Source organism: Devosia sp. (genome assembly GCF_036676215.1).
Taxonomy (GTDB): Bacteria; Pseudomonadota; Alphaproteobacteria; order Rhizobiales; family Devosiaceae; genus Devosia.
On sequence record NZ_JAKFDJ010000097.1, the window covers coordinates 1 to 23098 of the forward strand.

At 63.1% G+C, this 23098-nt stretch carries 25 protein-coding genes; 8 read left to right on the top strand and 17 right to left on the bottom strand.

Translation table 11 applies throughout. The features are described from left to right. Positions 1-404 precede the first annotated feature (404 nt). Positions 405-1484 carry an ABC transporter ATP-binding protein gene (locus tag V6M52_RS09825; RefSeq protein WP_332700887.1) on the top strand — a complete coding sequence of 360 codons (1080 nt, stop codon included), beginning with the start codon at positions 405-407 and terminating at the stop codon, positions 1482-1484. Between the two features lie 35 nt (positions 1485-1519). On the opposite strand, the gene V6M52_RS09830 is transcribed toward V6M52_RS09825, so the two are convergent. From V6M52_RS09830 to pcaD, 8 genes are all read right to left on the bottom strand, one after another. After that, entirely contained in the window at positions 1520-2575 is a 1056-nt protein-coding gene (locus V6M52_RS09830) for a 3-carboxy-cis,cis-muconate cycloisomerase (RefSeq protein ID WP_332700888.1), read from the bottom strand. Positions 2576-2584: 9 nt separating this feature from the next. Next, entirely contained in the window at positions 2585-3787 is a 1203-nt protein-coding gene (gene pcaF / locus V6M52_RS09835; RefSeq protein ID WP_332700889.1) for a 3-oxoadipyl-CoA thiolase, read from the bottom strand. 1 nt (position 3788) lies between these two features. Then, positions 3789-4460 carry a 3-oxoacid CoA-transferase subunit B gene (locus tag V6M52_RS09840; RefSeq protein WP_332700890.1) on the bottom strand — a complete coding sequence of 224 codons (672 nt, stop codon included), beginning with the start codon at positions 4458-4460 and terminating at the stop codon, positions 3789-3791. Beyond that, positions 4457-5179 carry a 3-oxoacid CoA-transferase subunit A gene (locus V6M52_RS09845; RefSeq protein ID WP_332700891.1) on the bottom strand — a complete coding sequence of 241 codons (723 nt, stop codon included), beginning with the start codon at positions 5177-5179 and terminating at the stop codon, positions 4457-4459. The genes V6M52_RS09840 and V6M52_RS09845 overlap by 4 nt, the downstream gene beginning before the upstream one ends. A 199-nt stretch (positions 5180-5378) precedes the next feature. Next, positions 5379-5996, bottom strand: a complete 618-nt coding sequence (gene pcaG / locus V6M52_RS09850; RefSeq protein ID WP_442881844.1) for a protocatechuate 3,4-dioxygenase subunit alpha — start codon at positions 5994-5996, stop codon at positions 5379-5381. A gap of 2 nt (positions 5997-5998) precedes the next feature. Beyond that, a complete protein-coding gene (gene pcaH / locus V6M52_RS09855) occupies positions 5999-6745 on the bottom strand; it encodes a protocatechuate 3,4-dioxygenase subunit beta (RefSeq protein WP_332692043.1) in 747 nt (248 codons plus the stop codon). Next, complete coding sequence (gene pcaC / locus V6M52_RS09860; protein WP_332692046.1) at positions 6742-7128, bottom strand: 4-carboxymuconolactone decarboxylase; 387 nt, start codon at positions 7126-7128, stop codon at positions 6742-6744. The genes pcaH and pcaC overlap by 4 nt, the downstream gene beginning before the upstream one ends. Further along, a complete protein-coding gene (gene pcaD / locus V6M52_RS09865; RefSeq protein ID WP_332700893.1) occupies positions 7121-7915 on the bottom strand; it encodes a 3-oxoadipate enol-lactonase in 795 nt (264 codons plus the stop codon). Before pcaD ends, pcaC begins: the two co-directional genes overlap by 8 nt. A 154-nt stretch (positions 7916-8069) precedes the next feature. On the opposite strand from pcaD, the gene pcaQ reads away from it, so the two are divergent. Beyond that, on the top strand, positions 8070-8993 hold the full coding sequence (gene pcaQ, locus V6M52_RS09870) for a pca operon transcription factor PcaQ (RefSeq protein ID WP_332692052.1): 924 nt from the start codon (positions 8070-8072) through the stop codon (positions 8991-8993). A 6-nt stretch (positions 8994-8999) separates the two neighbouring features. Here the strand turns inward: pcaQ and V6M52_RS09875 are convergent, their stop codons facing one another. Continuing rightward, positions 9000-10250: a D-amino acid dehydrogenase gene (locus tag V6M52_RS09875; RefSeq protein WP_332692055.1), complete on the bottom strand. Its 1251-nt coding sequence runs from the start codon at positions 10248-10250 to the stop codon at positions 9000-9002. 154 nt (positions 10251-10404) lie between these two features. On the opposite strand from V6M52_RS09875, the gene V6M52_RS09880 reads away from it, so the two are divergent. The 5 genes from V6M52_RS09880 to V6M52_RS09900 all read left to right on the top strand — a co-directional run bounded on the left by V6M52_RS09880 (position 10405) and on the right by V6M52_RS09900 (position 16705). Continuing rightward, a complete protein-coding gene (locus V6M52_RS09880; RefSeq protein ID WP_332692058.1) occupies positions 10405-10872 on the top strand; it encodes an Lrp/AsnC family transcriptional regulator in 468 nt (155 codons plus the stop codon). Between the two features lie 390 nt (positions 10873-11262). Continuing rightward, positions 11263-13707, top strand: a complete 2445-nt coding sequence (gene nirB / locus V6M52_RS09885; protein ID WP_332700894.1) for a nitrite reductase large subunit NirB — start codon at positions 11263-11265, stop codon at positions 13705-13707. Positions 13708-13717: 10 nt separating this feature from the next. Then, positions 13718-14050 carry a nitrite reductase small subunit NirD gene (nirD, locus tag V6M52_RS09890; RefSeq protein WP_332692573.1) on the top strand — a complete coding sequence of 111 codons (333 nt, stop codon included), beginning with the start codon at positions 13718-13720 and terminating at the stop codon, positions 14048-14050. A 43-nt stretch (positions 14051-14093) separates the two neighbouring features. Next, positions 14094-14930 (top strand): formate/nitrite transporter family protein, encoded by an 837-nt coding sequence (locus V6M52_RS09895; RefSeq protein ID WP_332692576.1) that lies wholly within the window; start codon positions 14094-14096, stop codon positions 14928-14930. Between the two features lie 56 nt (positions 14931-14986). Further along, positions 14987-16705: a bifunctional protein-serine/threonine kinase/phosphatase gene (locus tag V6M52_RS09900; RefSeq protein WP_332700895.1), complete on the top strand. Its 1719-nt coding sequence runs from the start codon at positions 14987-14989 to the stop codon at positions 16703-16705. A 34-nt stretch (positions 16706-16739) separates the two neighbouring features. Here V6M52_RS09900 and V6M52_RS09905 read toward each other — a convergent pair whose 3' ends face one another. From V6M52_RS09905 to V6M52_RS09930, 6 genes are all read right to left on the bottom strand, one after another. After that, the gene (locus tag V6M52_RS09905) at positions 16740-18518 is read right to left on the bottom strand and encodes a SulP family inorganic anion transporter (protein WP_332700896.1); all 1779 of its coding nucleotides are present in this window, start codon (positions 18516-18518) and stop codon (positions 16740-16742) included. A gap of 5 nt (positions 18519-18523) precedes the next feature. Then, positions 18524-18850 carry a beta-lactamase hydrolase domain-containing protein gene (locus tag V6M52_RS09910; protein WP_332700897.1) on the bottom strand — a complete coding sequence of 109 codons (327 nt, stop codon included), beginning with the start codon at positions 18848-18850 and terminating at the stop codon, positions 18524-18526. Positions 18851-18891: 41 nt separating this feature from the next. Further along, on the bottom strand, positions 18892-19785 hold the full coding sequence (locus V6M52_RS09915; RefSeq protein ID WP_332700898.1) for an MBL fold metallo-hydrolase: 894 nt from the start codon (positions 19783-19785) through the stop codon (positions 18892-18894). A gap of 11 nt (positions 19786-19796) precedes the next feature. Then, the gene (locus V6M52_RS09920; RefSeq protein ID WP_332700899.1) at positions 19797-20237 is read right to left on the bottom strand and encodes a DUF6691 family protein; all 441 of its coding nucleotides are present in this window, start codon (positions 20235-20237) and stop codon (positions 19797-19799) included. Continuing rightward, entirely contained in the window at positions 20237-20569 is a 333-nt protein-coding gene (locus tag V6M52_RS09925; protein ID WP_332700900.1) for a YeeE/YedE family protein, read from the bottom strand. The genes V6M52_RS09920 and V6M52_RS09925 overlap by 1 nt, the downstream gene beginning before the upstream one ends. Before the next feature lie 92 nt (positions 20570-20661). Next, entirely contained in the window at positions 20662-20883 is a 222-nt protein-coding gene (locus V6M52_RS09930; protein WP_332700901.1) for a YgaP family membrane protein, read from the bottom strand. Positions 20884-20958: 75 nt separating this feature from the next. On the opposite strand from V6M52_RS09930, the gene V6M52_RS09935 reads away from it, so the two are divergent. Further along, positions 20959-21264 (top strand): ArsR/SmtB family transcription factor, encoded by a 306-nt coding sequence (locus V6M52_RS09935; RefSeq protein WP_332693141.1) that lies wholly within the window; start codon positions 20959-20961, stop codon positions 21262-21264. Between the two features lie 31 nt (positions 21265-21295). On the opposite strand, the gene V6M52_RS09940 is transcribed toward V6M52_RS09935, so the two are convergent. Then, the gene (locus V6M52_RS09940; RefSeq protein ID WP_332700902.1) at positions 21296-22123 is read right to left on the bottom strand and encodes a metallophosphoesterase family protein; all 828 of its coding nucleotides are present in this window, start codon (positions 22121-22123) and stop codon (positions 21296-21298) included. After that, complete coding sequence (locus V6M52_RS09945; protein ID WP_332700903.1) at positions 22120-23046, bottom strand: diacylglycerol/lipid kinase family protein; 927 nt, start codon at positions 23044-23046, stop codon at positions 22120-22122. Before V6M52_RS09945 ends, V6M52_RS09940 begins: the two co-directional genes overlap by 4 nt. Positions 23047-23098 lie beyond the last annotated feature (52 nt).

Consider the following 23098-nt stretch of genomic DNA (forward strand, 5'->3'; position numbering starts at 1 on the left):
GCCAGTCCCAGCATTGCGGCGAGCGCAAAACGCTTCATTGGTTTCTCCTCATGTCCTCACGACAGCTTTCGAGGTGTCTCTTGCGGACCTTCCTGGCTGCAACAGGGCCGCGCATCCTCCGCACAATCCCCGCTTGATACTTTCTACGCATTCCGTAAAAGATAGGCAAGAGGTACGTGCCTCACCGCTAGGTCAGGAACGCTGTCCAAACGCAAAATCGGAGTTTTGCGTGCAATTCCAGTACGATGAGGACGGAAGGACGCAATGCGAGAGATGGTGAACTGCAAATAGACCTTGCCTTTTAGTTTTGATGACTCACAAAATGCCGATGCGGACGGGCTATGTCCGAACGCCGTGCCAGATGGCCCAGACCATCGGCGCAGGCGAACTCGAGGAGACGCATAATGGCCGAGCTGAAACTGCGCGGGATCAACAAGAGCTTCGGCGCGGTGCCGGTGCTGCACGGCATCAATCTCGACATTGCCGATGGCGAGTTCGTGGTGTTTGTCGGCCCCTCCGGCTGTGGCAAGTCTACGCTGCTGCGCACCATTTCGGGTCTTGAGGAACCCAGTGCCGGACAGGTGCTGATCGGCGGCGAGGACGTCACCGATTTCGATCCGTCCGAACGCGGCGTGGCCATGGTGTTCCAGAGCTATGCGCTCTACCCCCACATGACGGTCGAACAAAATCTCGGCTTTGGCCTGCGCATGGGCGGCATGCCGCGCGAGCAGGTCGCGGCCCGCGTGGCCGAAGCCGCCCGCACGCTTGAACTCAATGAGCTGCTCGACCGCAAGCCGCGCCAGCTATCGGGCGGGCAGCGCCAGCGCGTCGCCATCGGCCGCGCCATCGTGCGCCAGCCCAAGGCGTTCCTGTTCGACGAGCCGCTTTCCAACCTCGACGCCGAATTGCGGGTGCAGATGCGCATCGAAATCGCCAAGCTGCATCAGGAGCTCGGTGCCACCATGGTTTATGTGACGCATGACCAGGTGGAGGCGATGACGCTAGCCGACAAGATCGTAGTGCTGCGCGCCGGCCGCATCGAGCAGCAGGGTACGCCGATCGATCTCTACGACAATCCCGATAATATCTTCGTGGCCGGCTTCATAGGCTCGCCGCGCATGAATTTCCTGGCCGCCAGCGTCGTTGCCATGGATGAGCAGACCGCCACGTTGCAGCCGGTCGATTTCGACGGCAGCCCGGTGGTGGTGCGCACGCGCGGCAGTGCTGCCAAGGTCGGCGACAGCGTGACCTTGGGCATTCGCCCTGAACATTTCCTCGAAGCCGGCGGTACGCTGTTAACCGCCACCGCGCAGGTGGTGGAGCAGCTCGGCGGCGTATCCTATGTCTATGCCACCGGCCGCGGCGAGGCCAAGATCACCATCCAACAAAAGGGCCATTCGCGCATTCCGGCGGGGGCAGAGGTCACGATCGGTCTCGATCCGGCGGCGTGCCTGGCCTTCGATGCGGCAGGGCTGCGACTCTAGGACCTCGACGCGCCGGCCAGGCCCAACCGGCCGGCCTAGTCTTCGGTGCGCTTTGGGAAACCGAGTTGGGCTATCAGCAGATTGGCCAAGCGCAGACTTGCGCCGGTGGCGATCACGATCCTTGGGAAGGTCAGCCATTCGAGGGTCCAGGCGGCGCCGGAACGCTCGTTTTCGTGGACCATAGACTGATGCAGAGTGCCGACAAGACCAGCATTGTAGCGAGCTAGGGCGATGAGAACCTCGGCATTCACCGGATTGGACTTGTGGGCCATGGACGACGAACCGCCACCGCCGGCAATAGCCACTGCGCCAATTTCGTTCTGCGCCAGGATTGCCACATCGGCGCCGAGCTTGCCCAGCGTGCCGGTGAGAAGCGCCAGAAGCGAGGCAAAGCCGATCAGTTGGTCGCGCGCCGAATGCCAGGGTTCAGCGAGGCCAAGGTCGAGTTGCTTGGCCAGCGCGCGGGCGACGGCGTCGCCGTGGGTGCCGAAGCTGCTGCGGTCGCCGATCGGGCCGCCGAGCTGCACCACCAGCAGGCTTGGGCGGACCGCCCGAAGTTCGGCCAAAGCGCGGCGCAGCGGCGAGATCCAGGTCGCCAGCTTGGCCGCGACGGTATAAGGCAGCGCCCGCTGCATCCGGGTATGGGCCATCATCGCCTGGGCGCCGTGCCGCTCGGCGAGGCCATCGAGCGCATTGAGCAGGTTGGTCAGGCGATCCGCCAATAGGGCAATCACCGCAGCGAGCTGCAGCATCAGCGCGGTGTCAATGATGTCCTGACTGGTGGCACCCTTGTGCAGGGCGTCGCCGTGCGGCGCAGCAATGCAGCGGCGAAGCTGTGCGACGAGCGCCGGTATCACCACGCCGTCCCGCGCCATGCCCTTTGCCAGATCGTCCCAATCCGGGGTGAAGCCGGCAACGCCGCTCTCTATCGCGGCGGCGGCGCCGGCACTGATCATGCCCGTGTCGGCCCCGGCCTGGGCCAGCGCCAGTTCGACCCGTACCATCGCGGCGATCTGTGCCGGATCGCCGAGCAGCGTCTCGATCTCTTCATCGCCAGTAAGGGCGTCGAGCAAGGTGAGGTTTGGACTCATGGGAGCAGACTAGACGCGCTCGAGGGCGATGGCGATGCCCTGCCCCACGCCGATACACATGGTTGCCAGCGCGCGCCGCTTGCCTGTGAGGCTCAGCTCCAGCGCGGCGGTGCCAGTGATGCGGGCGCCGCTCATGCCCAACGGATGGCCGAGGGCAATGGCGCCGCCATTGGGGTTCACCTGGAGCGCATCTTCGGCGATGCCGAGTTCGCGCAGCACGGCGATGCCCTGGCTGGCAAATGCCTCGTTGAGTTCGATGACGCCGAAATCAGCCGGGCTCAGGCCCAGCTTGGCACAGAGTTTCCTGGTCGCCGGGGCCGGCCCCATGCCCATGATGCGGGGCGGCACGCCCGCCGTCGCGCCGCCGAGTATACGGGCAATGGGGGTTAGGCCGTGCTTCCTGGCAGCCGCCTCACTGGCGATGATCAGCGCCGCCGCGCCGTCGTTGACGCCCGAGGCATTGCCGGCGGTCACCGTGCCATTGGGGAACAGGGCGCGCAGCTTGCCCAGAGCCTCAATTGTGGTGCCGGCGCGCGGATGCTCGTCCTTGTCCACGACTACCGCGTCGCCCTTCTTCTGGGGAATGGTGACCGGCACGATTTCCCGGGCGAGCCGGCCGCTCTGCTGCGCGGCCACGGCCTTGTCCTGACTGCGCGCGGCAAAGGCATCCTGCGCCTCGCGCGATATGCCGAATTCCTGGGCCACATTCTCGCCCGTCTCGGGCATGGAATCGACGCCGTGCAGCGCTTTCATCTGCGGGTTGACGAAACGCCAGCCGATGGTGGTGTCATAGATCTCGGCATTGCGCGAAAAGGCCGTCTCGGCCTTGGGCAGCACAAAGGGCGCGCGCGACATGGATTCGGTGCCGCCCGCAATGACGAGGTCGGCCTCACCCGACTTGATAGCGCGGGCAGCGGCGATCACCGCATCCATGCCCGAGCCGCACAGCCGGTTGATCGTGGTGCCTGTGACCGTGACCGACAAGCCGGCCAGCAGCAGGCTCATGCGCGCGACATTGCGATTGTCTTCGCCGGCCTGATTGGCATTGCCGAAGATCACGTCGTCCACGGCGTCCCAATCCACCCCGGCATGGCGCTCTATCAGGGCCTTGAGCGGGATGGCACCAAGATCGTCGGGACGCACCGCGGAAAGGGCGCCGCCGAAGCGGCCGATCGGCGTGCGCAGATAGGCGCAGATGAAGGCTTCGGCCATGTCAGAGCTCCGGTACGATGAGGTCGCCTATGGGACCATCGATGACCAGTTCAGCGCCGGTCACAGCCTGCAGGTCGTCGAGGCTCATGCCAGGCAGTTTCTCGCGCAGCACGAAGCGCTGGTTCTCGATGTCGATGACGGCGAGGCTGGTATAGATGCGGGTCACGCAGCCTACGCCGGTCAGTGGCAGGCTGCAGTGCTTGACCAGCTTGGGCTTGCCATCCTTGGTGACGTGATCGGTGATCACGGCGACGCGCTTGGCGCCATGCACCAGATCCATCGCCCCGCCCACTGCGGGAATGCCCTTGGGGCCAGTGCTCCAATTGGCCAGATCGCCGTTTTCGGCCACTTCATAGGCGCCCAGAATGGCCACGTCCAGGTGCCCGCCGCGCACCATGGCAAAGCTGTCCGCGTGGTGGAAAAAAGCCGCACCGGGTTTCAGTGTCACGGCCTTCTTGCCGGCATTGATCAGATCCCAGTCTTCCTCGCCAGCCGGCGGCGCCTCGCCGAAATTGAGAACGCCGTTCTCGGTATGGAATATGGCCTGGCGACCAGGCGGCTGGAACTTGGCAACCATTTCGGGAAAGCCGATGCCCAGATTGACATAGGCTTCGTCTGCAATGTCCTGCGCAGCGCGCCAGGCAATCTGGGCGTTGGTGAGCTTGTCGGTCATGAATAGGCCACTCCAGCGCGCATCAGCGCCTCTTCCTGTTGGGCATCGGCCACTCCCACGATGCGGTCGACGAACAGGCCGGGGGTGATGACCTGTTCGGGGTCGATCTCGCCTGGCTCGACGATCCGTGTCGCCTGCACGATGGTGAGGCCCGCCGCCGCCGCCATCAGCGGCGAGAAATTGCGGCCGGCCTTGCGATAGGTGAGGTTGCCCTGCCGGTCGGCCAGTTCGGCCTTGATGATCGCCACATCCGCCTTGAGCCAACGCTCCTGCACATACATGCGACCGTCAAATTCGCCAGTCGGCTTGCCCTTGGCCAAGTCGGTGCCATAGCTGGTCGGGGTGTAGAAGGCCGGGATTCCGGCGCCGCCAGCGCGGATGCGCTCAGCCAGCGTGCCCTGCGGCACCAGCTCCAGCTCGATCTCGCCGGCCAGGTATTTTTCGGTGAAGGCGCGGGGATCGGCCGAGCGGGGGAACGAGCAGATCATCTTGGCGACCATACCCACGTCGATCATCGCGGCAATGCCGATGCGGCCGTTACCGGCATTGTTGTTGATGATGGTCAGATTGCCGGGACTGCTGGTGGCGCGGAAGCGGTCGATCAGCGCATGGAGGAGTTCGATGGGCGCCCCGGAGCCGCCAAAGCCTCCCACCATCACGGTCATTCCATCCGCGACGTCGGCCACAGCACTGGCAAGATCGGCGACAGACTTGTCCATCTCGGGTCTCCTGTGGCCCAGACCGAAACGCTGCGCCTTGGCGCTGATTTACTCGCCCGCTGCCGCACATCGCAACGCATTTTGTGCGTAATGCGATATTTGTTCGTATACCGCCCTAAACTTCCCCGCAGTGGACTCCTGCAACGAGGGCGCCGTTTCGGGTGAGCGACCCGAGTTGGCCGTCCCTGGCCGGCTCTATCTACACGTCGAAGAACACGGTTTCCTTGTCGCCCTGCAGGTGGATATCGAGCAGGTAGCGCGGCACAGCCCCGTCTTCCCGACGCGCGATCAGGGTGGCGCGGCGGCGCGGGTCGGGGATCTTGTTGAGCACGAAATCGGTCGCATTTGCCTCCGGTTCGTCCTCGAAATAGAGGCGCGTCTGCAGCCCGATATTGATGCCGCGCGCGACGATCCATAACGCCAAATGCGGCGCCATCGGCTTGCCGTCAGGTCCGGCGACCGGTCCCGGCTTGATGGTCTCGAAGCTGAAGATGCCCTCACCATTGGTCGGTTGACGGCCCCAGCCGGTAAAGACGGGTGCGGAATTGGAGTTCGGCCCCATCGGCGCGGCGTAGCTGCCTTCGGCATCCGCCTGCCAGCATTCGACCACCGCGTCGGTCACCGGGGCGCCCGCGCCATCGAGGACCCGACCACTCACCACTATGCGCTCGCCCGCCGTCTCCGGCGTCAACATGCTGGCGCCCGGATCGACGTCATAGACACCCTTGATGTCGCAGAAATTGGGTGTCAGCCCGATATGCACATACGGCCCCGCGGTCTGCGACGGGGTTTCCTTGAGGGTCGGCACGGGGTGCAGCATCAGTTTCCCTCCAGCTTGTTTTCGAACATGGTCGAGCGGCGGCCGCGCAGCACGATGTCGAAACGATAGGCCAGTGCGTCCATGGGCGTTGTATTGTGGCGGTCAAGCCGCGCCACCAGTTGGTCGATGGCCGCCTTGTCGGCAATGCTGCCCACTATCGGGCACTGCCAGATCATCGGGTCGCCCTCGAAATACATCTGGGTGATCAGACGCTGAGCGAAGGCATGGCCGAAGATCGAGAAGTGGATATGGGCCGGCCGCCAGTCGTTGCCACCATTCGGCCAGGGATAGGCGCCCGGCTTGACGGTGCGGAAGGAATAGAAGCCGTTCTCGTCGGTGACCGCCCGGCCGCAGCCGCCGAAATTGGGGTCGAGCGGGGCGAGATAGGCCTCACGCTTGTGCCGATAGCGTCCGCCGGCATTAGCCTGCCAGAATTCCACCAGCGTATTGGGCACGGGCCGGGCGTTCTCATCCAGCACCTGGCCGTAGACAATCAGCCGCTGCCCGATGGCTTCGCTGCCATCCTGGCTGTAGTTGCGGATGAGATCATTATCGAGCGGGTTGATGCTGGAATGGCCGAAGGTCGGTCCGGTCAGTTCGGAGGCCGTTGCGCCCAGCGACAGCAGGGCGTGCTTGGGCGCGCGAAAGGTCGTGCTCTTGTAGCCCGGCGTATTGGCGGGCGGATGCCAAGCGCGGTCACGCGGGTAAAGTGCGCCATCAGCGCCGGGTAGGATGATGCCGCTCATTTGCTGCCCTCGCGTTTTGCCAGTTCTTCCTTGGCGATCTTGAACGCCCGGTTCGCTGCCGGCACACCGGCATAGACGGCGACATGCAACAGCGCTTCCTTGATATCGTCTGGCGAGCAGCCGGTATTCGCTGTCGCGCGAACATGCATGGCCACCTCTTCGTCATGCCCCAAAGCTGCCAGCAGCGCGATGGTCAGCATTGAGCGCTCGCGTTTGCTGAGCCCCGGCCGCGACCATACTGACCCCCAGGCTCCTTCGGTAATGAAGGTCTGGAAATCGTCGTCCAGGGCCGTGATGCGCGCCGTCGCGCGGTCGACATGGCTGTCGCCCAGCACAGAGCGCCGGGTGGTCATGCCACGTTCGAAAAGTTCTGCACTAGCCATGGCCAACCTCGCTCAAAAAACGCGTCATCAATGCCGCCAATGCCTGGGGTTGCTCTATCGAAGGAATGTGTCCGGAGCCCGCGATGACCTCGAAACGCGCGCCGGGAATACGGGCAGCCGCGTCGCGCACCAGTTCGACCGGCGTCGACAGATCCTGATCGCCAACAACGACCAGCGTCGGCACCGCGATAGCGCCGATTGCATCGCACAGATCGGCATCGCGCAGGGCCGCGCAGGTGCCGGCATAGCCGTGTACAGGCATGCGCTCGAACATGGTCTGCCAACCAGCCAGCTCGTCAGCGCGGTCGCGACGGAAGGTCTCGGTGAACCAGCGAACCATCACCGCTTCGGCGATCGATGCCATCCCATCGCGGCGCACGGCGTCGATCCTGCCATTCCACATGGCCGCATCGCCGACCTTTGGCGCCGTGTCGCAGAGGATCAGCGCGGCCAAGCGATCCGGATGGCGCAGGGCAAAGCGCTGTCCGATCAATCCGCCTACCGAGACGCCGGCCAGCGCCAGTCGATCCACGCCAAGATGATCGAGCAGGCCGACAAGATCGTCGACATGATCATCAAGCGTATAGTCGCCTTCAGGCGCAGTGCTGAGGCCATGGCCGCGCTTGTCGTAGGATAGGATGCGATAGCGAGCCCCCAGTAGGGCAATCACCTCGTCCCAGATACGGGCATCGGTGCCGAGGGAATTGGCCAGCGCCAGAACCGGCGCGCCAGTGCGTCCCTGCATGCGATAATGCAGCACCACATCGTTGATCCGGGCGAAGGCCATTGTTCTCCTCACTTCGAGACGATTAAAGGCGGTGACGCGGTGCAAGTAAAATGATTAGTTCGGGCCAGACGATAACCCCAGGATTATAGTTTGACCGGCTGTTCGGCGCTTTTTGGGCAGATGGCAGCCAATCCATAACCGGAGGCCCGACAAATTGGCGAAGCGTGCCATCGATCCGCGTATCAAATTGCGCCATTTGAGCTGCTTTCTGGAGGTGGCGCGCCTCAAGAGCGTGGTCAACGCCGCAGACGCGCTCAATATCAGCCAGCCCGCCGCCTCCAAGACCATCCAGGAGCTTGAAGAGCTGCTGGGGACGCCGTTGTTCGACCGGAGTCGCCGCAGTCTTTTCCTGACCCCGTTCGGTGAGGTCTTCTATCGCTATGCCAGCACCAGCCTGGCGGCGCTGCGACAGGGGATAGATGCTGCCCGGGGTTCACATGAAGCGACCGTGGTCAAGGTCGGTGCCTTGCCGACAGTGTCGGCGCGCATTTTGCCCGGCGCAGTCCGTCAATTCACCAGCGAAGACCGCAGTGCCCGCACGCGTATCATCACCGGACCGAACGCCTATCTGCTTTCCCTGCTCCGCACCGGCGACGTCGACCTGGTGATCGGCCGCATGGCGGAGCCCGAAGCGATGCTCGGATTCTCCTTCGAGCATCTCTATTCCGAGCGCGTCGTCATGGCGGTACGTCCTGGTCATCCGCTGTTGGGGGAGCGCCAGTTCAACCTGGGCATGATCGAGACCTACCAGACGTTGATGCCGACGCCGGACTCGGTGATCCGCCGGCTAGTGGACCGCATGCTGCTGTCCCATGGCGTGACCAATCTGCGTGATGAGGTCGAAACAGTCTCCAATGCCTTCGGACGCTCTTACGTCCGCCAGACCGACGCTGTTTGGCTGATCTCCGAGGGTGTGGTCGCCGAAGACATCGCCGATGGCCAGCTGGCGCTGCTGCCGGTAGACACAGGTGAAACCATGGGCCCCGTGGGCCTGACCACCCGCACCGATACGACACAGACCCTGGCGGCTCTGAGCCTCATGCAGGCGGCCCGTGACGTCGCCGCGCGATTGCGCTGACCGGCCTCAGTAGCGCGAGTGGTCGAGGTCGGAGATGTCGATATCCGGTGTCGTACCGGATACGATATCGGCAATGATCCGAGCCGAACCGCAAGCCATGGTCCAGCCCAGCGTGCCGTGGCCGCTGTTGATGAAAAGATTGCTCAGCTTGGACGCGCCGATGATCGGCGTGCCGTCGGGCGTCATTGGACGCAGGCCCGTCCAGTAGCTGGCGCTTTTCGTGTCGCCAGCGCCTGGAAAGAGCTCGTTCACGCAATGGGCCAGGGTCGCGCGCCGGCGCGGTGGCAGATCGCTGTTATAACCGGACAATTCCGCCATGCCCCCGACGCGAATGCGGTCGCCCAGTCGGGTAACGGCGATCTTATAGGTTTCATCGAGCACGGTGGAAACCGGCGCCACGCTGCTGTCGCTGATCGGCGCGGTGATCGAGTAACCCTTGACCGGATAGATCGGCAGATCAATGCCGACCTGCCGGGCCAGTAGCGGACTGAAACTGCCGAGCGCCAGCACATAGCGATCGCCCGTGATGGTGCCAGCGCTGGTGCGCAGCCCGGTCACTGTGCCAGCTGAGACATCAAGACCCTCGATGCTCGTACCGTAACGAAACACTACTCCCAGATCGGCAGCCATGGCCGCCAGGCGGGTCGTGAAGATATGACAGTCACCAGTTTCGTCACCGGGCAGGCGCAGCCCGCCGGCGATATTGGCATTAGACCCGGCCAGGCCCGGTTCGGCGGCAATGCAGCCGGCCCGATCCAGCGCCTCATAAGCGACGCCATACTGCTCGAGCACTTCAATGTCCTTGTGGGCGCCATCCACCTGCTTTTGCGTGCGGAACAACTGCAGCGTGCCCCGGCTACGCTCGTCATAGGCAATGCCGGTATCGGCGCGCAGGGTCTTGAGCACATCACGGCTATATTCGGCGACCCGAACCATGCGCGCCTTGTTGATGGCATAGCGCGATGCCGTGCAGTTGCTCAGCATCTGCAGCACCCAGCGCATCAGATAGAGGTCAGGCACCGGGCGCACGATCAGCGGCGGGTGCCGCATCATCAGCCATTTGACAGCCTTTTGCGGAATGCCGGGTCCGGCCCAGGGCGAGGCATAGCCGGGTGAGATCTCGCCCGCATTGGCGAAGCTGGTTTCCAGCGCCACGCCAGGCTGACGCTCGATGACTTCCACCTCGTGGCCCGCCTTGGCCAGGTAATAGGCCGAGGTGACGCCGATGACGCCGCCGCCAAGAATGATGACTTTCATGCTGCTGCCTCCGGCTGGTGACGTCGCCATTGCGCCTAGGCGCTACCAGAAGACCATACCGAACATTCAGCGGAATTTTCTCTCCATATTTGCGCAAAAATTGCTATGAATGCTTATCCTCACAACAATCATGCGCACTTTGGAATTAAGCTGCATGCACCTTGATACCATCGATACGAAATTGCTGACCCTGCTGCGCAGCGACGGCCGCATGAGCAATGCCAAGCTTGCCCAATCGGTGGGGCTGTCGCCCTCTGCCTGCCTGCGCCGGCTGCATGCACTGGAGGAAAGCGGGGTCATCCGCGGTTATGCCGCCATTGTCGCTGCGGACGGCAGCGAGCCTTCTACCGTCGTTATCGTGCAGATTTCGCTGGAGCGGCAAACCGATGATCTGCTGAGGAGCTTTGAGGCGGCCGTCCGGCGATGTGCCGAGGTCCGCGAATGCTATCTCATGGGTGGGATGACCGACTATCTGCTGCGGCTGGAAGCCAAGAGCATGGCCGATTATGAGCGCCTGCACACCGAGGTCCTGTCGCGCCTGCCCGGCGTCTCGCGCATTCAATCCAACTTCGCCATCCGCAATGTCATGGCCCATGCCGTGCCGACCAAGCCACGGCGGTAGGCCACGCAGGCACCCAAGGCGCAACGGACCAATCAGTACCTATCAGAGGCCAGTACCACAATAGACACGCCTTTGCGCCAATCTCGGGCATGTTTGGATTGTGCTCAATATTGATGCAGAGTGAACGCTTATGGAGCAGGGTGGTCACGCCCCTCCCCTGACCTGCGATTCCGTAACCTATTGCTTGCACAACAGAATTCCTGCCGCGTCGTTTTGGCACGCTTCGTGCATCACTGGAGCTACAGGCGCTGAACATCCAGCGCTGCACGGCGCCCAATGGCGGGCGCTCCCAGGCAAAGCTGCCAATCGACAGATGTTCCGGCCTCGTGCCGGAGCAAGACTGTCGATTGGCAGCTTTTTTGTTTTTCCCTGCGAGCAGGAGACGGCGGATTGACCGAAAAACTTGTCATCATTGGCAATGGCATGGCGCCGGGGCGCATGCTGGAGCATTTGTTCGAGGCCGCGCCCGGGCGCTACGCCGTCACCATCTTCAACGCCGAGCCGCGGGTGAATTACAACCGGCTCATGCTTTCCCCGGTGCTGTCGGGCGAAAAGACCTATGAAGAGATCATCACCCATGGCGATGACTGGTACGCCGAGAATGGCGTCACCCTGCACAAGTCCTCACCGGTCACGCTGATCGACCGGGACGCCCGGAAGGTCATTTCCACAAACGGCATCGTCGCCGACTATGACAAGCTGGTGATCGCCACCGGTTCCTCGCCCTTCATTCCGCCGGTTCCGGGCCATCAATTGCCGGGCGTGGTGACCTATCGGGATCTCGATGATGTCGACAAGATGCTGGCCGTTGGACCGGGCGCCCGGGTCGTCGTCATCGGCGGCGGCCTGCTGGGTCTCGAAGCCGCCGCAGGCCTCAAGATGCGCGGCATGGACGTCACGGTGTTGCACCTGATGCCGACGCTGATGGAGCGCCAGCTCGATCCTGCGGCCGGTTATCTGCTGGAAAAGGCCTTCAAGGATCGCGGCGTCACCGTAATCACCAAGGCCAATACCAAGCAGGTGCTGGGCACTGACAGGGTGGAAGGCGTCGAGCTTAATGACGGCATGATCATACCCTGCGAAATGGTGGTCATGGCGGTGGGCATTCGCCCGTCCTCGGGTCTGGCCAAGGCCAGCGGCCTTGCCGTCAATCGCGGCATCGTGGTCGACGACCAGATGCGCACCGACGATCCGCACATCTTCTCGCTGGGCGAATGCGCCGAGCATCGCGGCACCTGTTATGGGCTGGTCGCGCCGCTCTACGAGATGGGTCAGGTGCTAGCCAATACGCTGGCCGACCAGGAGGCGAGCTACCAGGGTTCGGTCACCTCGACCAAGCTCAAGGTCACCGGCATCGACCTGTTCTCGGCCGGCGATTTCGGCGAGGGCGAGGATCGCGAGGAGATCGTGCTGCGCGACGCCACCGCAGGCGTCTACAAGCGCCTCGTGCTCAAGGACGACCGCATCATCGGCGCCGTGCTCTACGGCGAAACCGCCGATGGCCCTTGGTTCTTCGATATGCTCAAGCGGGGCATCGATACGCGGGAATTGCGCGATACATTGATCTTCGGCCAGGCCTATCAGGGGGGCACCCCCCTGGACCCTATGGCGGCCGTTGCAGCCTTGCCCGATGAGGCAGAGATCTGTGGCTGTAACGGCGTGTGTAAAGGCAAGATCACCGGCGCTATCACCGGCAAGGGACTGACCAGTCTCGACGGCGTACGCGCCCATACCAAGGCCTCGGCCTCGTGCGGTTCATGCACCCATCTGGTCGAGCAATTGCTCCACGTCACCCTTGGCGACGCCTATAACCCGGCCGCCGTGCAGCCGATGTGCCCCTGCACTGAGTATGGGCACGACGATGTACGGCGCCTCATCATTGCCAAGGAGCTTAAGTCCATTCCTGCCGTGATGCAGGAGCTGGAGTGGAAGACCTCGTGCGGCTGCGCCAAGTGCCGGCCGGCGCTCAACTATTATCTCGTGGCCGACTGGCCAGGCGAATACGAGGATGACGGGCAGTCGCGCTTCATCAACGAACGCGTCCACGCCAATATCCAGAAGGACGGTACCTATTCGGTGGTGCCTCGCATGTGGGGCGGCATGACCAACCCCAAGGAATTGCGCGCCATCGCCGATGTCGCCGACAAGTTCCAGATCCCGGCCGTCAAGGTCACCGGCGGCCAGCGCATCGATCTGCTCGGCGTCAAGAAGGAAGACCTGCCCGGCGTCTGGGCTGACCTCAATGCTGCCGGCATGGTTTCAGGCGCCGCCTATGCCAAGGGGTTGCGCACGGTCAAGACCTGCGTCGGCTCGGACTGGTGTCGCTTCGGCACACAGGATTCCACTGGGCTGGGCATCCGCCTCGAAAAGTTCATGTGGGGCGCCTGGACGCCGGCCAAGGTCAAGCTCGCAGTCTCGGGCTGCCCGCGCAACTGCGCCGAAGCCACCTGCAAGGATATCGGCGTGATCTGTGTCGACTCCGGCTTCGACATCCAGTTCGCCGGTGCCGCCGGGCTCGACATCAAGGGTACCGAACTGCTCTGCCACGCCGATACCGAGGATGAAGCGCTCGAGATCATCGTGGCGCTGACCCAGCTCTATCGCGAGCAGGGGCGGTATCTCGAACGCATCTACAAATGGGCCAAGCGCGTCGGCACGCCCTCGATCAAGGCCAATGTGGTCGACGACCTGGCCAAGCGCCGGCACTATTACGAGCGCTTCGTCTATTCTCAGACCTTTGCGCAGGTCGACCCCTGGGAGGAGCGCGTCAACGGCAAGGACGCGCACGAATTCGCCGCCATGGCCGAATTCGGCATCCCGGTTGCGGCAGAATAGGGAGGGTCACATGACCGAGTGGATCGAGATCGGCAGTATCGACGCCATCCCCCGCCGCGGCTCGCGCTGCGTCAACACACCGGCGGGCCGGATCGCTGTGTTCCGCACCCAGGACGACCAGATCTTCGCCATCGAGAACCGCTGCCCGCACAAGCAGGGACCGCTGAGCGAGGGCATTGTGCATGGCGCCTCGGTCACCTGCCCGCTGCACAACTGGGTATTCGACCTGGCCACCGGCCAGGCGCTGGGCGCGGACGAGGGAAAGGTCAGAACCTATCCCATCGACGTCGTCGAGGGACGCATTTTCATGGCGGCAGAACTCGTCATGGTCGCCGCCGAGTAATTGCCAAAAGTCATTTCATGCCGATTTACCCGAGGGGAATATAATGGCCTATGTCGTACCGACCGAATTCGTAACCAAGATGATCGATGCGGGCGAAGCCAAGGTCTTCATGTCGACGCGCGACACGCTGATCCGCGCCTTCATGGCTGGCGCCATCCTGGCGCTTGCTGCGGCTTTCGCCATCACCATCAATGTGCAGACCGGCCAGCCACTGGCCGGTGCGATCCTCTTCCCGGTCGGCTTCTGCCTGCTCTATCTCATGGGCTTCGACCTGCTCACCGGCGTCATGACGCTGGTGCCGCTCGCCCTCATCGACAAGCGGCCGGGCGTGACGCTCTCCGGCGTACTGCGCAATTGGGGACTGGTGTTTACCGGCAACTTTGCCGGCGCGTTCCTCGTGGCGGTGATGATGGCGATCACCTTCACGTACGGTTTTACCGAAGCGCCCAATGAGATCGGCCAGAAGATCGGCACCATCGGCGAAGGCCGCACGGTCGGCTATGCGGCACATGGCGCGGCCGGCATGCTGACCCTGTTCATCCGCGGCGTACTCTGCAACTGGATGGTTTCCACCGGCGTCGTCGGCGCCATGATGTCCACCTCGGTGTCCGGCAAGGTCATCGCCATGTGGATGCCCATCATGCTGTTCTTCTACATGGGCTTCGAGCATTCCATCGTGAACATGTACCTGTTCCCCTCGGGCCTGATGCTCGGCGGTCAGTTCACCATCATGGACTATGTGATCTGGAACGAAATCCCGACCATCGCCGGCAATCTTGTAGGCGGACTTGCGTTTGTCGGGCTGGCGCTCTACGCGACGCATAGCCAGGCCAGCAAGCGTTCGGCTGCGGGCAGCGGCAAGCTTGCGGCGGCCGAATAGGCACTGTGACATTGGAGGCTCCGCCCTAGGGCGGGCCTTCCCTGCCCGGGGGATTTATGAAAGCCAGTCTGGCCATTTCCATCGGGCAGCATTCCGATAAGGGCCGCAAGCCGGCCAATCAGGATTTCCATGGAGCCCTCATCCCCGACCAGCCCCTGCTGGATCTCAAGGGCATTGCCATCGCTTTGGCCGACGGCATTTCAAGCAGTCCAGTCAGCAGCATTGCCGCTCAGACGGCGGTCAAGAGCTTCCTCACCGACTATTATGCGACGCCCGAATCTTGGCCGGTCAAAACTGCCGCCCACCGCGTGATCGCCGCAACCAATGGCTGGCTACACGCACAGACCCGGGGCCTCGAGGTCGAGGAAGTCGACCAAGGTTATGTCTGCACGCTCAGCATATTGGTGCTTCGATCTCGCTCCGCCCATATCTTTCATGTCGGGGATTCCCGGATTTCCCGCCTGTCGGGACGATCGCTCGAACAACTGACCGTGGATCATCGCATCCCCGCCTCGTCCAACCATGTCTATCTCGCCCGGGCCCTAGGCGTCGGGCGCAATGTGGAAATCGACTATCGGGCCCTACCGGTGAATGTCGGCGACATCTTCGTGCTGACCACCGACGGCGTGCATGAGCATGTTTCGCCCGCCATGATCGCCGATACGATTCTGACGCGGGGTGACGACCTCGACGCGGCGGCCAAGGCCGTTACCGAAATGGCTCATGCGCGCGGCAGCAACGATAACCTCACCGTCCAGATCGTGAAGGTCGATGCGTTGCCCGATGGGGCGCCGGGTGACTTCCTGGGGCAAGTGGCCGAACTGCCGCTGCCGCCAGCGCTTGAGCCGCGCATGGAGTTCGACGGCTACCGCATCGTGCGCGCGCTGCATGCCAATAGCCGCAGCCAGGTCTTCCTGGCCGAGGACATGGACGATGGAAGGCTGGCGGTAATCAAGGTTCCGGGTTCCGAGATGCGCGAGAGCCGGAGCTATCTCACGCGCTTCATGATGGAAGAGTGGATCGCGCGACGCATCAACAGTGCGCACGTGCTCAAAAGCCACAAGCAGGAGCGGGCGCGCCGCTATCTCTACCATGTCAGCGAATATGTGGAGGGGCAGACGCTCACACAGTGGATGATCGACCATCCGCGCCCAGACCTGAACGTGGTGCGGGACCTGGTCGAGCAGATCACCAAGGGGTTGCGGGCCTTCCACCGGCTGGACATGCTGCATCAGGACCTGCGGCCCGACAATATCATGATCGACCAGACTGGCACGGTGAAGATCATCGACTTCGGGTCCACGCGGGTATCCGGCATTCCCGGGACCGCCCCCGGCGCCGACGAGCCGCTGGGCGCGGTGCAATATACCGCGCCGGAGTATTTCGTCGGGGAAGCAGGAACGGAGCGCTCCGACCTGTTCGCTCTGGGCGTCATCACCTACCAGATGCTGACGGGGCGCCTGCCCTATGGCGCCGAAGCGGGACGGGCCCGCACGCGGGCCGACCTACAGAAGCTGCGCTATGTGACGGCGTGCGATCCAGAGCGGGATATCCCGTTCTGGGTCAACAAGGCGATTGAGAAGGCTGTTCGCATCAATCCCGACGAACGATACGAGGTGCTCTCGGAATTCACCTACGATCTGCGCCACCCCAATCCGGATTATGGCGCCGCGCCATCGCGGACGTGGGCCAATAACAACGTCGCCGTCTGGAGGGGTGTTTCATTGGCGCTGTCCGCGGCCGTTCTGGTGCTATTGGCGATGTTGTTGGCTTAGGGGGGCGCGCGGGGACCTCCCGTGCGCCTCGCAGCTACCGCCGCACCAGCAATTTCTTGGCTTCGGCGTGCTCGGCCGGAGCGGTGTGTAGCAGCTTTGCATTCCGCGCCGCCGCGATGGCCAGCATGGCCTGGTGCTGGCTGAGATGAACCCCACCCGACAGATGCACGAGGAAGTCAGTACCCGCGAGACGGTCCATGACCGGACCTTTGACTTCCGATAGATGCAGGCGGACCCCAAAGTCGCTCAACTGGTGCTGGATGGCCTCGAGGCTTTCGAGAGCCGACATGTCGATGGCGTTGACCGCCGAGCACATCAGAACAACGTCCTTGATTTCGGGGTTTTGGGCGGCCTGGTTGCCGACCAGATCCTGGAGGTAGCGCGCATTGGCGAAATAGAGGCTTTCATCCACTCTGATGGAGAGCACGTCAGGGGTCGTATCCACGTTGTGGCGCTTGACGTTGCGATAGTGCTCGGTGCCGGGAACCTGGCCCACAATGGCGGCGTGCGGCTGCGATGAGCGATAGAGGAATATCAGGATGGAGGCCCCTACCCCCAGAGAGATACCGACCTCGACACCCAGCAGCAGCGTCCCCAGCAGCGTGATGACGACTGCTGCGAAGTCGGCCTTGGAGTAATTCCAGGCTCGCTTGAGGATCGAGAAATCGACCAGGGTCAAGACAGCCAGCACGATGGTGGCGGCGAGCGTGGCCTTGGGCAGGATGGCGAGGAATGGCGTGAGCAGAAGCGTGGCACCGGCGATGCCAATCGCGGTGAAGGCCCCGGCGGCGGGGGTTGCGGCGCCGGCGTCGAAGTTGACCACCGAGCGGGCAAATCCACCGGTGACCGGATAGCCGCCGCCAATGGCCGCCGCGATGTTGGAGGCCCCCAGACCGATCAGTTCCTGATTGGGATCGATACGCTCGCGGCGCTTGGCAGCCAGCGTCTGGGCTACGGAAATGGATTCGACAAAGCCAACGACCGAAATGATCAGCGCCGGCAACAGAAGCGCCTGGATCGTGTCGAGATTGAAGCTCGGCAGCGCCAGCATCGGCAGCCCCTGCGGCACCTGACCGACCAGCGCCACGCCCTTGCCGGCTAGGTCGAACAGAGCCGACCAGGCCATGGTGAGAAACACCACCAGGACCGGACCGGCCCGCACGATGATGGTAACCACGCCCTTGGGCACGCCGAAGCGGTTGAGCCAGTTCTTGAGATCGAGCCTGATCCACAGCAGCAGCGCCAGCGCGACCGCACCCACCTCCACCGTGTTCCAGTTGATGGCACCGATATTGTCGGCAATCGACAGCACCAGCTGCGGCAGCGCATGGCCCTCGGTCTTGATGCCGAGTAGCCCGCCAACCTGGCTGGTGGCAATGATGATGCCCGAGGCGGTGATGAAGCCCGAGATTACCGGATGCGACAGGAAATTGGCGATGAAGCCGAGCCGGAACAGGCCCATCACTGTCAGCATTGTGCCCGACAGTAGCGCCAGCAGGATCGCGGCGCTGGCGTAGTCGGCCGTGCCTTCTGCCGCCAGGCGGCCGACTGCGGCGGCGGTCATCAGGGAGACCACCGCCACCGGCCCGACAGCGAGTGCCGAAGACGTGCCGAAGATGGCATAGGCCACCAGCGGCAGGACGGAGGCGTAAAGACCCACTTCCGGTGGCAGGCCAGCCAGCAGCGCATAGGCCAGTGACTGGGGGATCAGCATGATCGTGACGATCACGGCCGCAACGAGGTCGCTGGTCAGCGTGGCGCGATTGTAGCGCTTCCCCCAGTCGAGAATTGGCAAGTAGGTCTTGAGCTTCATCGCGCTTATTTGGACAGCGTTGCGTAGAGGCTGCCGGCGCGGGCGCCGGACCGGCAATAGCCAAGCATCGGCTTGGGCAGGTCCTTCCAGGCATCGTGGAAGCGGATGATCTGCCCCTCGCCCAACGGGCCTGACACTGGAATGTGCACGATCTTGAGACCGGCGGCTTCAGCAGCCTTGGCCACTTCAGCAAAGGTGGGCTGGCCCGCCTCTTCCTGGTCGGGACGGGCGCAGACGATCGACTTGTATCCGGCGTCGACGACGGCCTTCATCTGGTCGGGCCGGATCTGGCCGGTGGCGGAGAAATCAGGGGCAATCTTGTTGATATTCATGGGTCTTGCTTTCGGGTCGGATTTGGAAAAGGGCCACATGGTCAGAGGCCGTTCACGGGGACTTTGAGGAAGGTCTTGCCGTCCTCGTCCTTTGGCGGGAGCTGTCCGGCGCGCATGTTGACCTGCAGCGACGGGATGATGAGCTTGGGCATGGCGAGCGTGGCGTCCCGCGCTTCGCGCATCTGCACGAAGGTGTCTTCGTCGGTGCCCCTGCCGACATGAATATTGTGCGCGATCTCGTCAGCCACCGTGGTCTCCCACTGGATGTCACGGCCATTCGGACCATAATCGTGGCACATGAAGAGGCGCATGGCGCCCGGCAGGGACAGGACACGCTGGATCGAGCGATAGAGCGTGCGGGCATCCCCACCCGGAAAATCGGCACGGGCCGAGCCACCATCAGGCATGAACAGCGTGTCGCCGACGAAGGCGGCATCCCCCACCACATGCGTCATGCAGGCCGGGGTATGGCCGGGCGTGTGCATGGCGTAAACGGTCATGGCGCCGATCTGGTAGCTGTCACCGTCCTTGAACAGGCGGTCGAACTGGCTGCCGTCGCGCTGGAACTCGGTGCCTTCGTTGAACACTTTGCCAAAGGTGTCCTGGACAGTCCGGATGTTCTCACCAATGCCCAGCTTGCCACCCAGCTTGGCCTGGATATAGGGCGCTGCCGACAGGTGGTCGGCGTGGACATGGGTCTCGATCAACCATTCCAGCTTGAGGCCACGCTCGCGGATATGGGCAATCATGGCATCTGCATGTTCGTAGCTGATGTGGCCGGAGGCGTAGTCGAAGTCCATGACCGAGTCATAGATGGCACAGGCCGGCGAGGACGGATCCTTGACGACGTAGCTGATGGTGTTGGTTGCCGGGTCGAAGAAGGCGGTGACGTCCGGCTTCACGGATAGGTCCGGGGTAAAAGGCAGAGCGGTCATGGTGATCTCCTTCACGCTGGTTGGGTGATGCGCGCTTCGAGCGCGAGGCGGATGGTGCGGGCTGCGGCGATCCCCGCAAGCATGGCGCCGACGAAAATCCAGGCCGAAGGCTCGCCTAGACCCAGCGCCGGAATCGCGCCCCCAGGGCAGAATCCCGAAATGCCCCAACCTATGCCGAAGGCTGCGGAACCAGCGAGCAAGGGCAGATCGAGCTTGCGGCCGGTGGGCACGTGAAATCTGGCTTCCAGCACGGGCTTGGGCCGACGCAATACAAAGCGATAGCCGATGGCGGTGACCGCAAGGGCGCCAACCATGACAAGGGCCAGGGACGGGTCCCAGGTGCCGGCAATATTGAAGAAGTTCAGCACCTTGGCGGGGTTGCCCATGCCGGAGATGGCAATGCCGGTGCCGAAAACGAGGCCGATGAGCCCGGCGGTGATGATACGCAGCATCAGAACGCTCCCAGCAGATGACGAGCGACAAAAACGGTGGCCGTTGCGGTGGCCATGAAGGTTGCCGTCGCTGCAATCGACCGTGGCGACAGGCGGGCAATGCCGCAAACGCCGTGGCCTGAGGTGCAGCCGGAGCCGAAGTAGACGCCGCCGCCCACGATAAGGCCGCCAATGATGATCCATGGCGTGGGCACCGGGCTGTCGAAGGCGATGGACTGCCCCGACAGGGTCAGCACCAGGGCCGGCGCCGCGACGGCACCGGCGACAAACGCCGCGCGCCAGGCCCAATCGCTGGAAACGGGTGGCATAAGGCCCGTCAAGATGCCAGTCATGCCCGCAATGCGGCCATGAGAGGCCATTAGGAGAACAGCGGAGAGACCAATCAGCGCGCCGCCGAACAGCGACGCAAGAGGGGTGAAGTCAGTCATCGGCTAGCAACCTTGCAGGTGGAGAGACCAAGAACTGCATAGAGCGGACAGAAACGGATCAGGGCAGTAACGATCAGCACGGCGCCCACGATCAGCGATGCCCAGAACCAGATCGGGCTGGCGAACAGAGCGATTCCCGGCAGCAAAGGCAGCAGGACCAGTACGGCTCCGATGATCATGCGGGCGATGCGGTCCGGTGTTCCGATATTGAATTTCATGACAGCCTCCTTGAAAGCAGGGGAAAATCGGTGGACATTGACGTTGCGTCCAGTCGTATATAAGAACGTTCTAATATGATCAAGATGGAAATCGAAAGAATGGAGGCGAATGCCGAACAGGCGACGCGCCTCCTTACCGCCATGGCAAATGCCAAGCGGCTGCTGATCCTGTGCAACCTGCTGGATCGGGAGATGAATGTGACGGAGTTGGGCGAGAAGGTTGGGCTGGCACAATCGCCGCTATCGCAGCATCTCTCGAAGCTGCGGGCATGGGACTTCGTCAAGACCCGGCGCGACGGCCAGCAGATCCGCTACAGCCTCGCCTCCGACGAAGTGCGGCAGGTGCTCACGACGCTCTACACAATCTATTGCGCCGACTGAGGGACGCAGGCCGATCCGGGACAGCGTCACCCTATACCGGCTCGCTTGCCCTCTCCCTCGTGTGCCAGGCGCCGTCGCGCCATTCGCGCACGGTGATGGTAATGCGGTCCGGGGTGATATCGATCAGATTGTAAGCGTTGGACTCGCCCCGCAGTCGTGTCGAGATTGCCGACGAAGCCTGGGCAACCAGAATTGGCGCGACGGTGGACTTGCTGAGGCCTATGGGCTCACCCTCGCGCTCGGCCGCCTTGCTCTCGTGCTTGCGCACATAGGAGAGGTGGAAGTGCCCTGACAGGACCAGCCGCACACCCAGTTGCGCGAACGTGGCGAGGGCATCGTCGGCCCGCTTCACGCGCTTGGTCTTCTGCAGCATTGGCTGAGTGGGAAACAGCAGTGGGTGATGCGCCACGATCACCCGCACGGCGTCGGGCGAGGCCTGTGCAAAGCGCTGTTCCAGGTCCTCGAGCTGGCTGCGCGAGATCGTGCCATGGCCCCAGTTCCAGTCCAGGCGCGCCCGGCGCGATGTCCGCATGCCAACCAGAACAACCCCGTCCCTTTCGAGAAAAGGCTCAAGTTCGTCGGCAATGTAGCGTCGATAGAGGCCATAGGGATTGAAGAAACGGCGCGGGATATTGACGGCTGGAACGTCGTGGTTGCCAGGCACGGCGAAGACCGGAGCGTCGAGCTTGTCGAGAAACGCCCGCGCCTGCTCAAACTCTTCCCTAGTGCCAATCTGGGTGAAATCGCCACTGGCAACGACCAGGTCCGGCCTTTGCGCATTGATGTCGTCGGCAAAGCCGGCGGCGACCGCCGGATCGTGATGGCCGAAATGCAGGTCCGATACGTGGAGGATCTTCATGCGGCCTCGGCGGGTGTGGCAGTGCTGGCGGGCACGATAACGGAGAGGGCCTTGGGTCGGATGGTGAAAACCAGCGGGGTGCGCATGGTTTCCACCTCACCGTCGAACATCACCTTGATCAAATCCTTGCGCGTGTTGATGGTGACGGCCTTGACGCTCTCGACGGTCAGCGCCTCGTCATTGCGCCAGCGACCAAGCAGCATCTCGGTGGTCAGGCGGAGGAAATCACGCACGCCGAAGTGGCGAAGCACATAAAGCGTCAGCGTACCGCGATCGAGATTTTGTCGTGAGAAGAACTGTCCCAGCCCCTCATCGTAGGCATTGCTGGAGACTGCGAGCGCCTGCACCCGCTCGATCCGTCGCTGGCCAGACCTTGGCTCAATGACCACGGCGATCCGCTTGCTGCGCGCCAGGCGGCGGAAGAGATAGCGCAAGAATCCGATCTTGGCGGAAGTATCTTGCCGTCCCCTGATATATTCGCGACCGGCGGCGACGCCAGGGATCATGCCGATGACAACTTTGTGCAGAAACATCCGGCCGTTGACCTCACCCACGTCGATGCGATGGACTTCGCCTGTGGCCAGCGTGGCGACCGCGGACGCCATATCCAAGGGCACATTGAGATCCTTTGCGAGGGCGTTGACGGTGCCAAGGGGCAGGATGGCAAGGCTTTTATCCTTGCCGACCAATGCCTCTGCCAGCGCGGTAATGGTGCCGTCGCCTCCCGCGGCCACCACCATGGGCGCGGGGCTCGCCATGGCGTCGGCAATACGGTCCACAAGGGCACGGTCGCTGCGCGCATCGACGACAGCCCGCAGACCATTGGCCTCAAACAAGGCAGCGACCACCTCTGCGGTGACACCCGTGGCGCTGGCAGTTCCCGCATTGGCATTGAGGATAACGTAATAGGACGGATCTGCCATGATCGACTGGTTCCAACGGACGGCTTCGCCAGCGGAACGTGCGCGCGGACCG

What these genes read in the sequence shown, in the direction of transcription:
- V6M52_RS09900 (WP_332700895.1), top strand. Translation starts at nt 14,987, where the DNA reads ATGAAAGCCAGTCTGGCCATTTCCATCGGGCAGCATTCCGATAAGGGC.
- V6M52_RS09935 (WP_332693141.1), top strand. Translation starts at nt 20,959, where the DNA reads ATGATCAAGATGGAAATCGAAAGAATGGAGGCGAATGCCGAACAGGCG.
- V6M52_RS09895 (WP_332692576.1), top strand. Translation starts at nt 14,094, where the DNA reads ATGGCCTATGTCGTACCGACCGAATTCGTAACCAAGATGATCGATGCG.
- nirD (WP_332692573.1), top strand. Translation starts at nt 13,718, where the DNA reads ATGACCGAGTGGATCGAGATCGGCAGTATCGACGCCATCCCCCGCCGC.
- V6M52_RS09940 (WP_332700902.1), bottom strand. Translation starts at nt 22,123, where the DNA reads ATGAAGATCCTCCACGTATCGGACCTGCATTTCGGCCATCACGATCCG.
- V6M52_RS09945 (WP_332700903.1), bottom strand. Translation starts at nt 23,046, where the DNA reads ATGGCAGATCCGTCCTATTACGTTATCCTCAATGCCAATGCGGGAACT.
- V6M52_RS09845 (WP_332700891.1), bottom strand. Translation starts at nt 5,179, where the DNA reads ATGGACAAGTCTGTCGCCGATCTTGCCAGTGCTGTGGCCGACGTCGCG.
- V6M52_RS09880 (WP_332692058.1), top strand. Translation starts at nt 10,405, where the DNA reads ATGCACCTTGATACCATCGATACGAAATTGCTGACCCTGCTGCGCAGC.
- V6M52_RS09840 (WP_332700890.1), bottom strand. Translation starts at nt 4,460, where the DNA reads ATGACCGACAAGCTCACCAACGCCCAGATTGCCTGGCGCGCTGCGCAG.
- pcaD (WP_332700893.1), bottom strand. Translation starts at nt 7,915, where the DNA reads ATGGCCTTCGCCCGGATCAACGATGTGGTGCTGCATTATCGCATGCAG.
- V6M52_RS09910 (WP_332700897.1), bottom strand. Translation starts at nt 18,850, where the DNA reads ATGAATATCAACAAGATTGCCCCTGATTTCTCCGCCACCGGCCAGATC.
- V6M52_RS09925 (WP_332700900.1), bottom strand. Translation starts at nt 20,569, where the DNA reads ATGACTGGCATCTTGACGGGCCTTATGCCACCCGTTTCCAGCGATTGG.
- V6M52_RS09875 (WP_332692055.1), bottom strand. Translation starts at nt 10,250, where the DNA reads ATGAAAGTCATCATTCTTGGCGGCGGCGTCATCGGCGTCACCTCGGCC.
- V6M52_RS09930 (WP_332700901.1), bottom strand. Translation starts at nt 20,883, where the DNA reads ATGAAATTCAATATCGGAACACCGGACCGCATCGCCCGCATGATCATC.
- pcaC (WP_332692046.1), bottom strand. Translation starts at nt 7,128, where the DNA reads ATGGCTAGTGCAGAACTTTTCGAACGTGGCATGACCACCCGGCGCTCT.
- V6M52_RS09920 (WP_332700899.1), bottom strand. Translation starts at nt 20,237, where the DNA reads ATGCTGCGTATCATCACCGCCGGGCTCATCGGCCTCGTTTTCGGCACC.
- pcaH (WP_332692043.1), bottom strand. Translation starts at nt 6,745, where the DNA reads ATGAGCGGCATCATCCTACCCGGCGCTGATGGCGCACTTTACCCGCGT.
- V6M52_RS09825 (WP_332700887.1), top strand. Translation starts at nt 405, where the DNA reads ATGGCCGAGCTGAAACTGCGCGGGATCAACAAGAGCTTCGGCGCGGTG.
- V6M52_RS09830 (WP_332700888.1), bottom strand. Translation starts at nt 2,575, where the DNA reads ATGAGTCCAAACCTCACCTTGCTCGACGCCCTTACTGGCGATGAAGAG.
- V6M52_RS09905 (WP_332700896.1), bottom strand. Translation starts at nt 18,518, where the DNA reads ATGAAGCTCAAGACCTACTTGCCAATTCTCGACTGGGGGAAGCGCTAC.
- pcaF (WP_332700889.1), bottom strand. Translation starts at nt 3,787, where the DNA reads ATGGCCGAAGCCTTCATCTGCGCCTATCTGCGCACGCCGATCGGCCGC.
- V6M52_RS09915 (WP_332700898.1), bottom strand. Translation starts at nt 19,785, where the DNA reads ATGACCGCTCTGCCTTTTACCCCGGACCTATCCGTGAAGCCGGACGTC.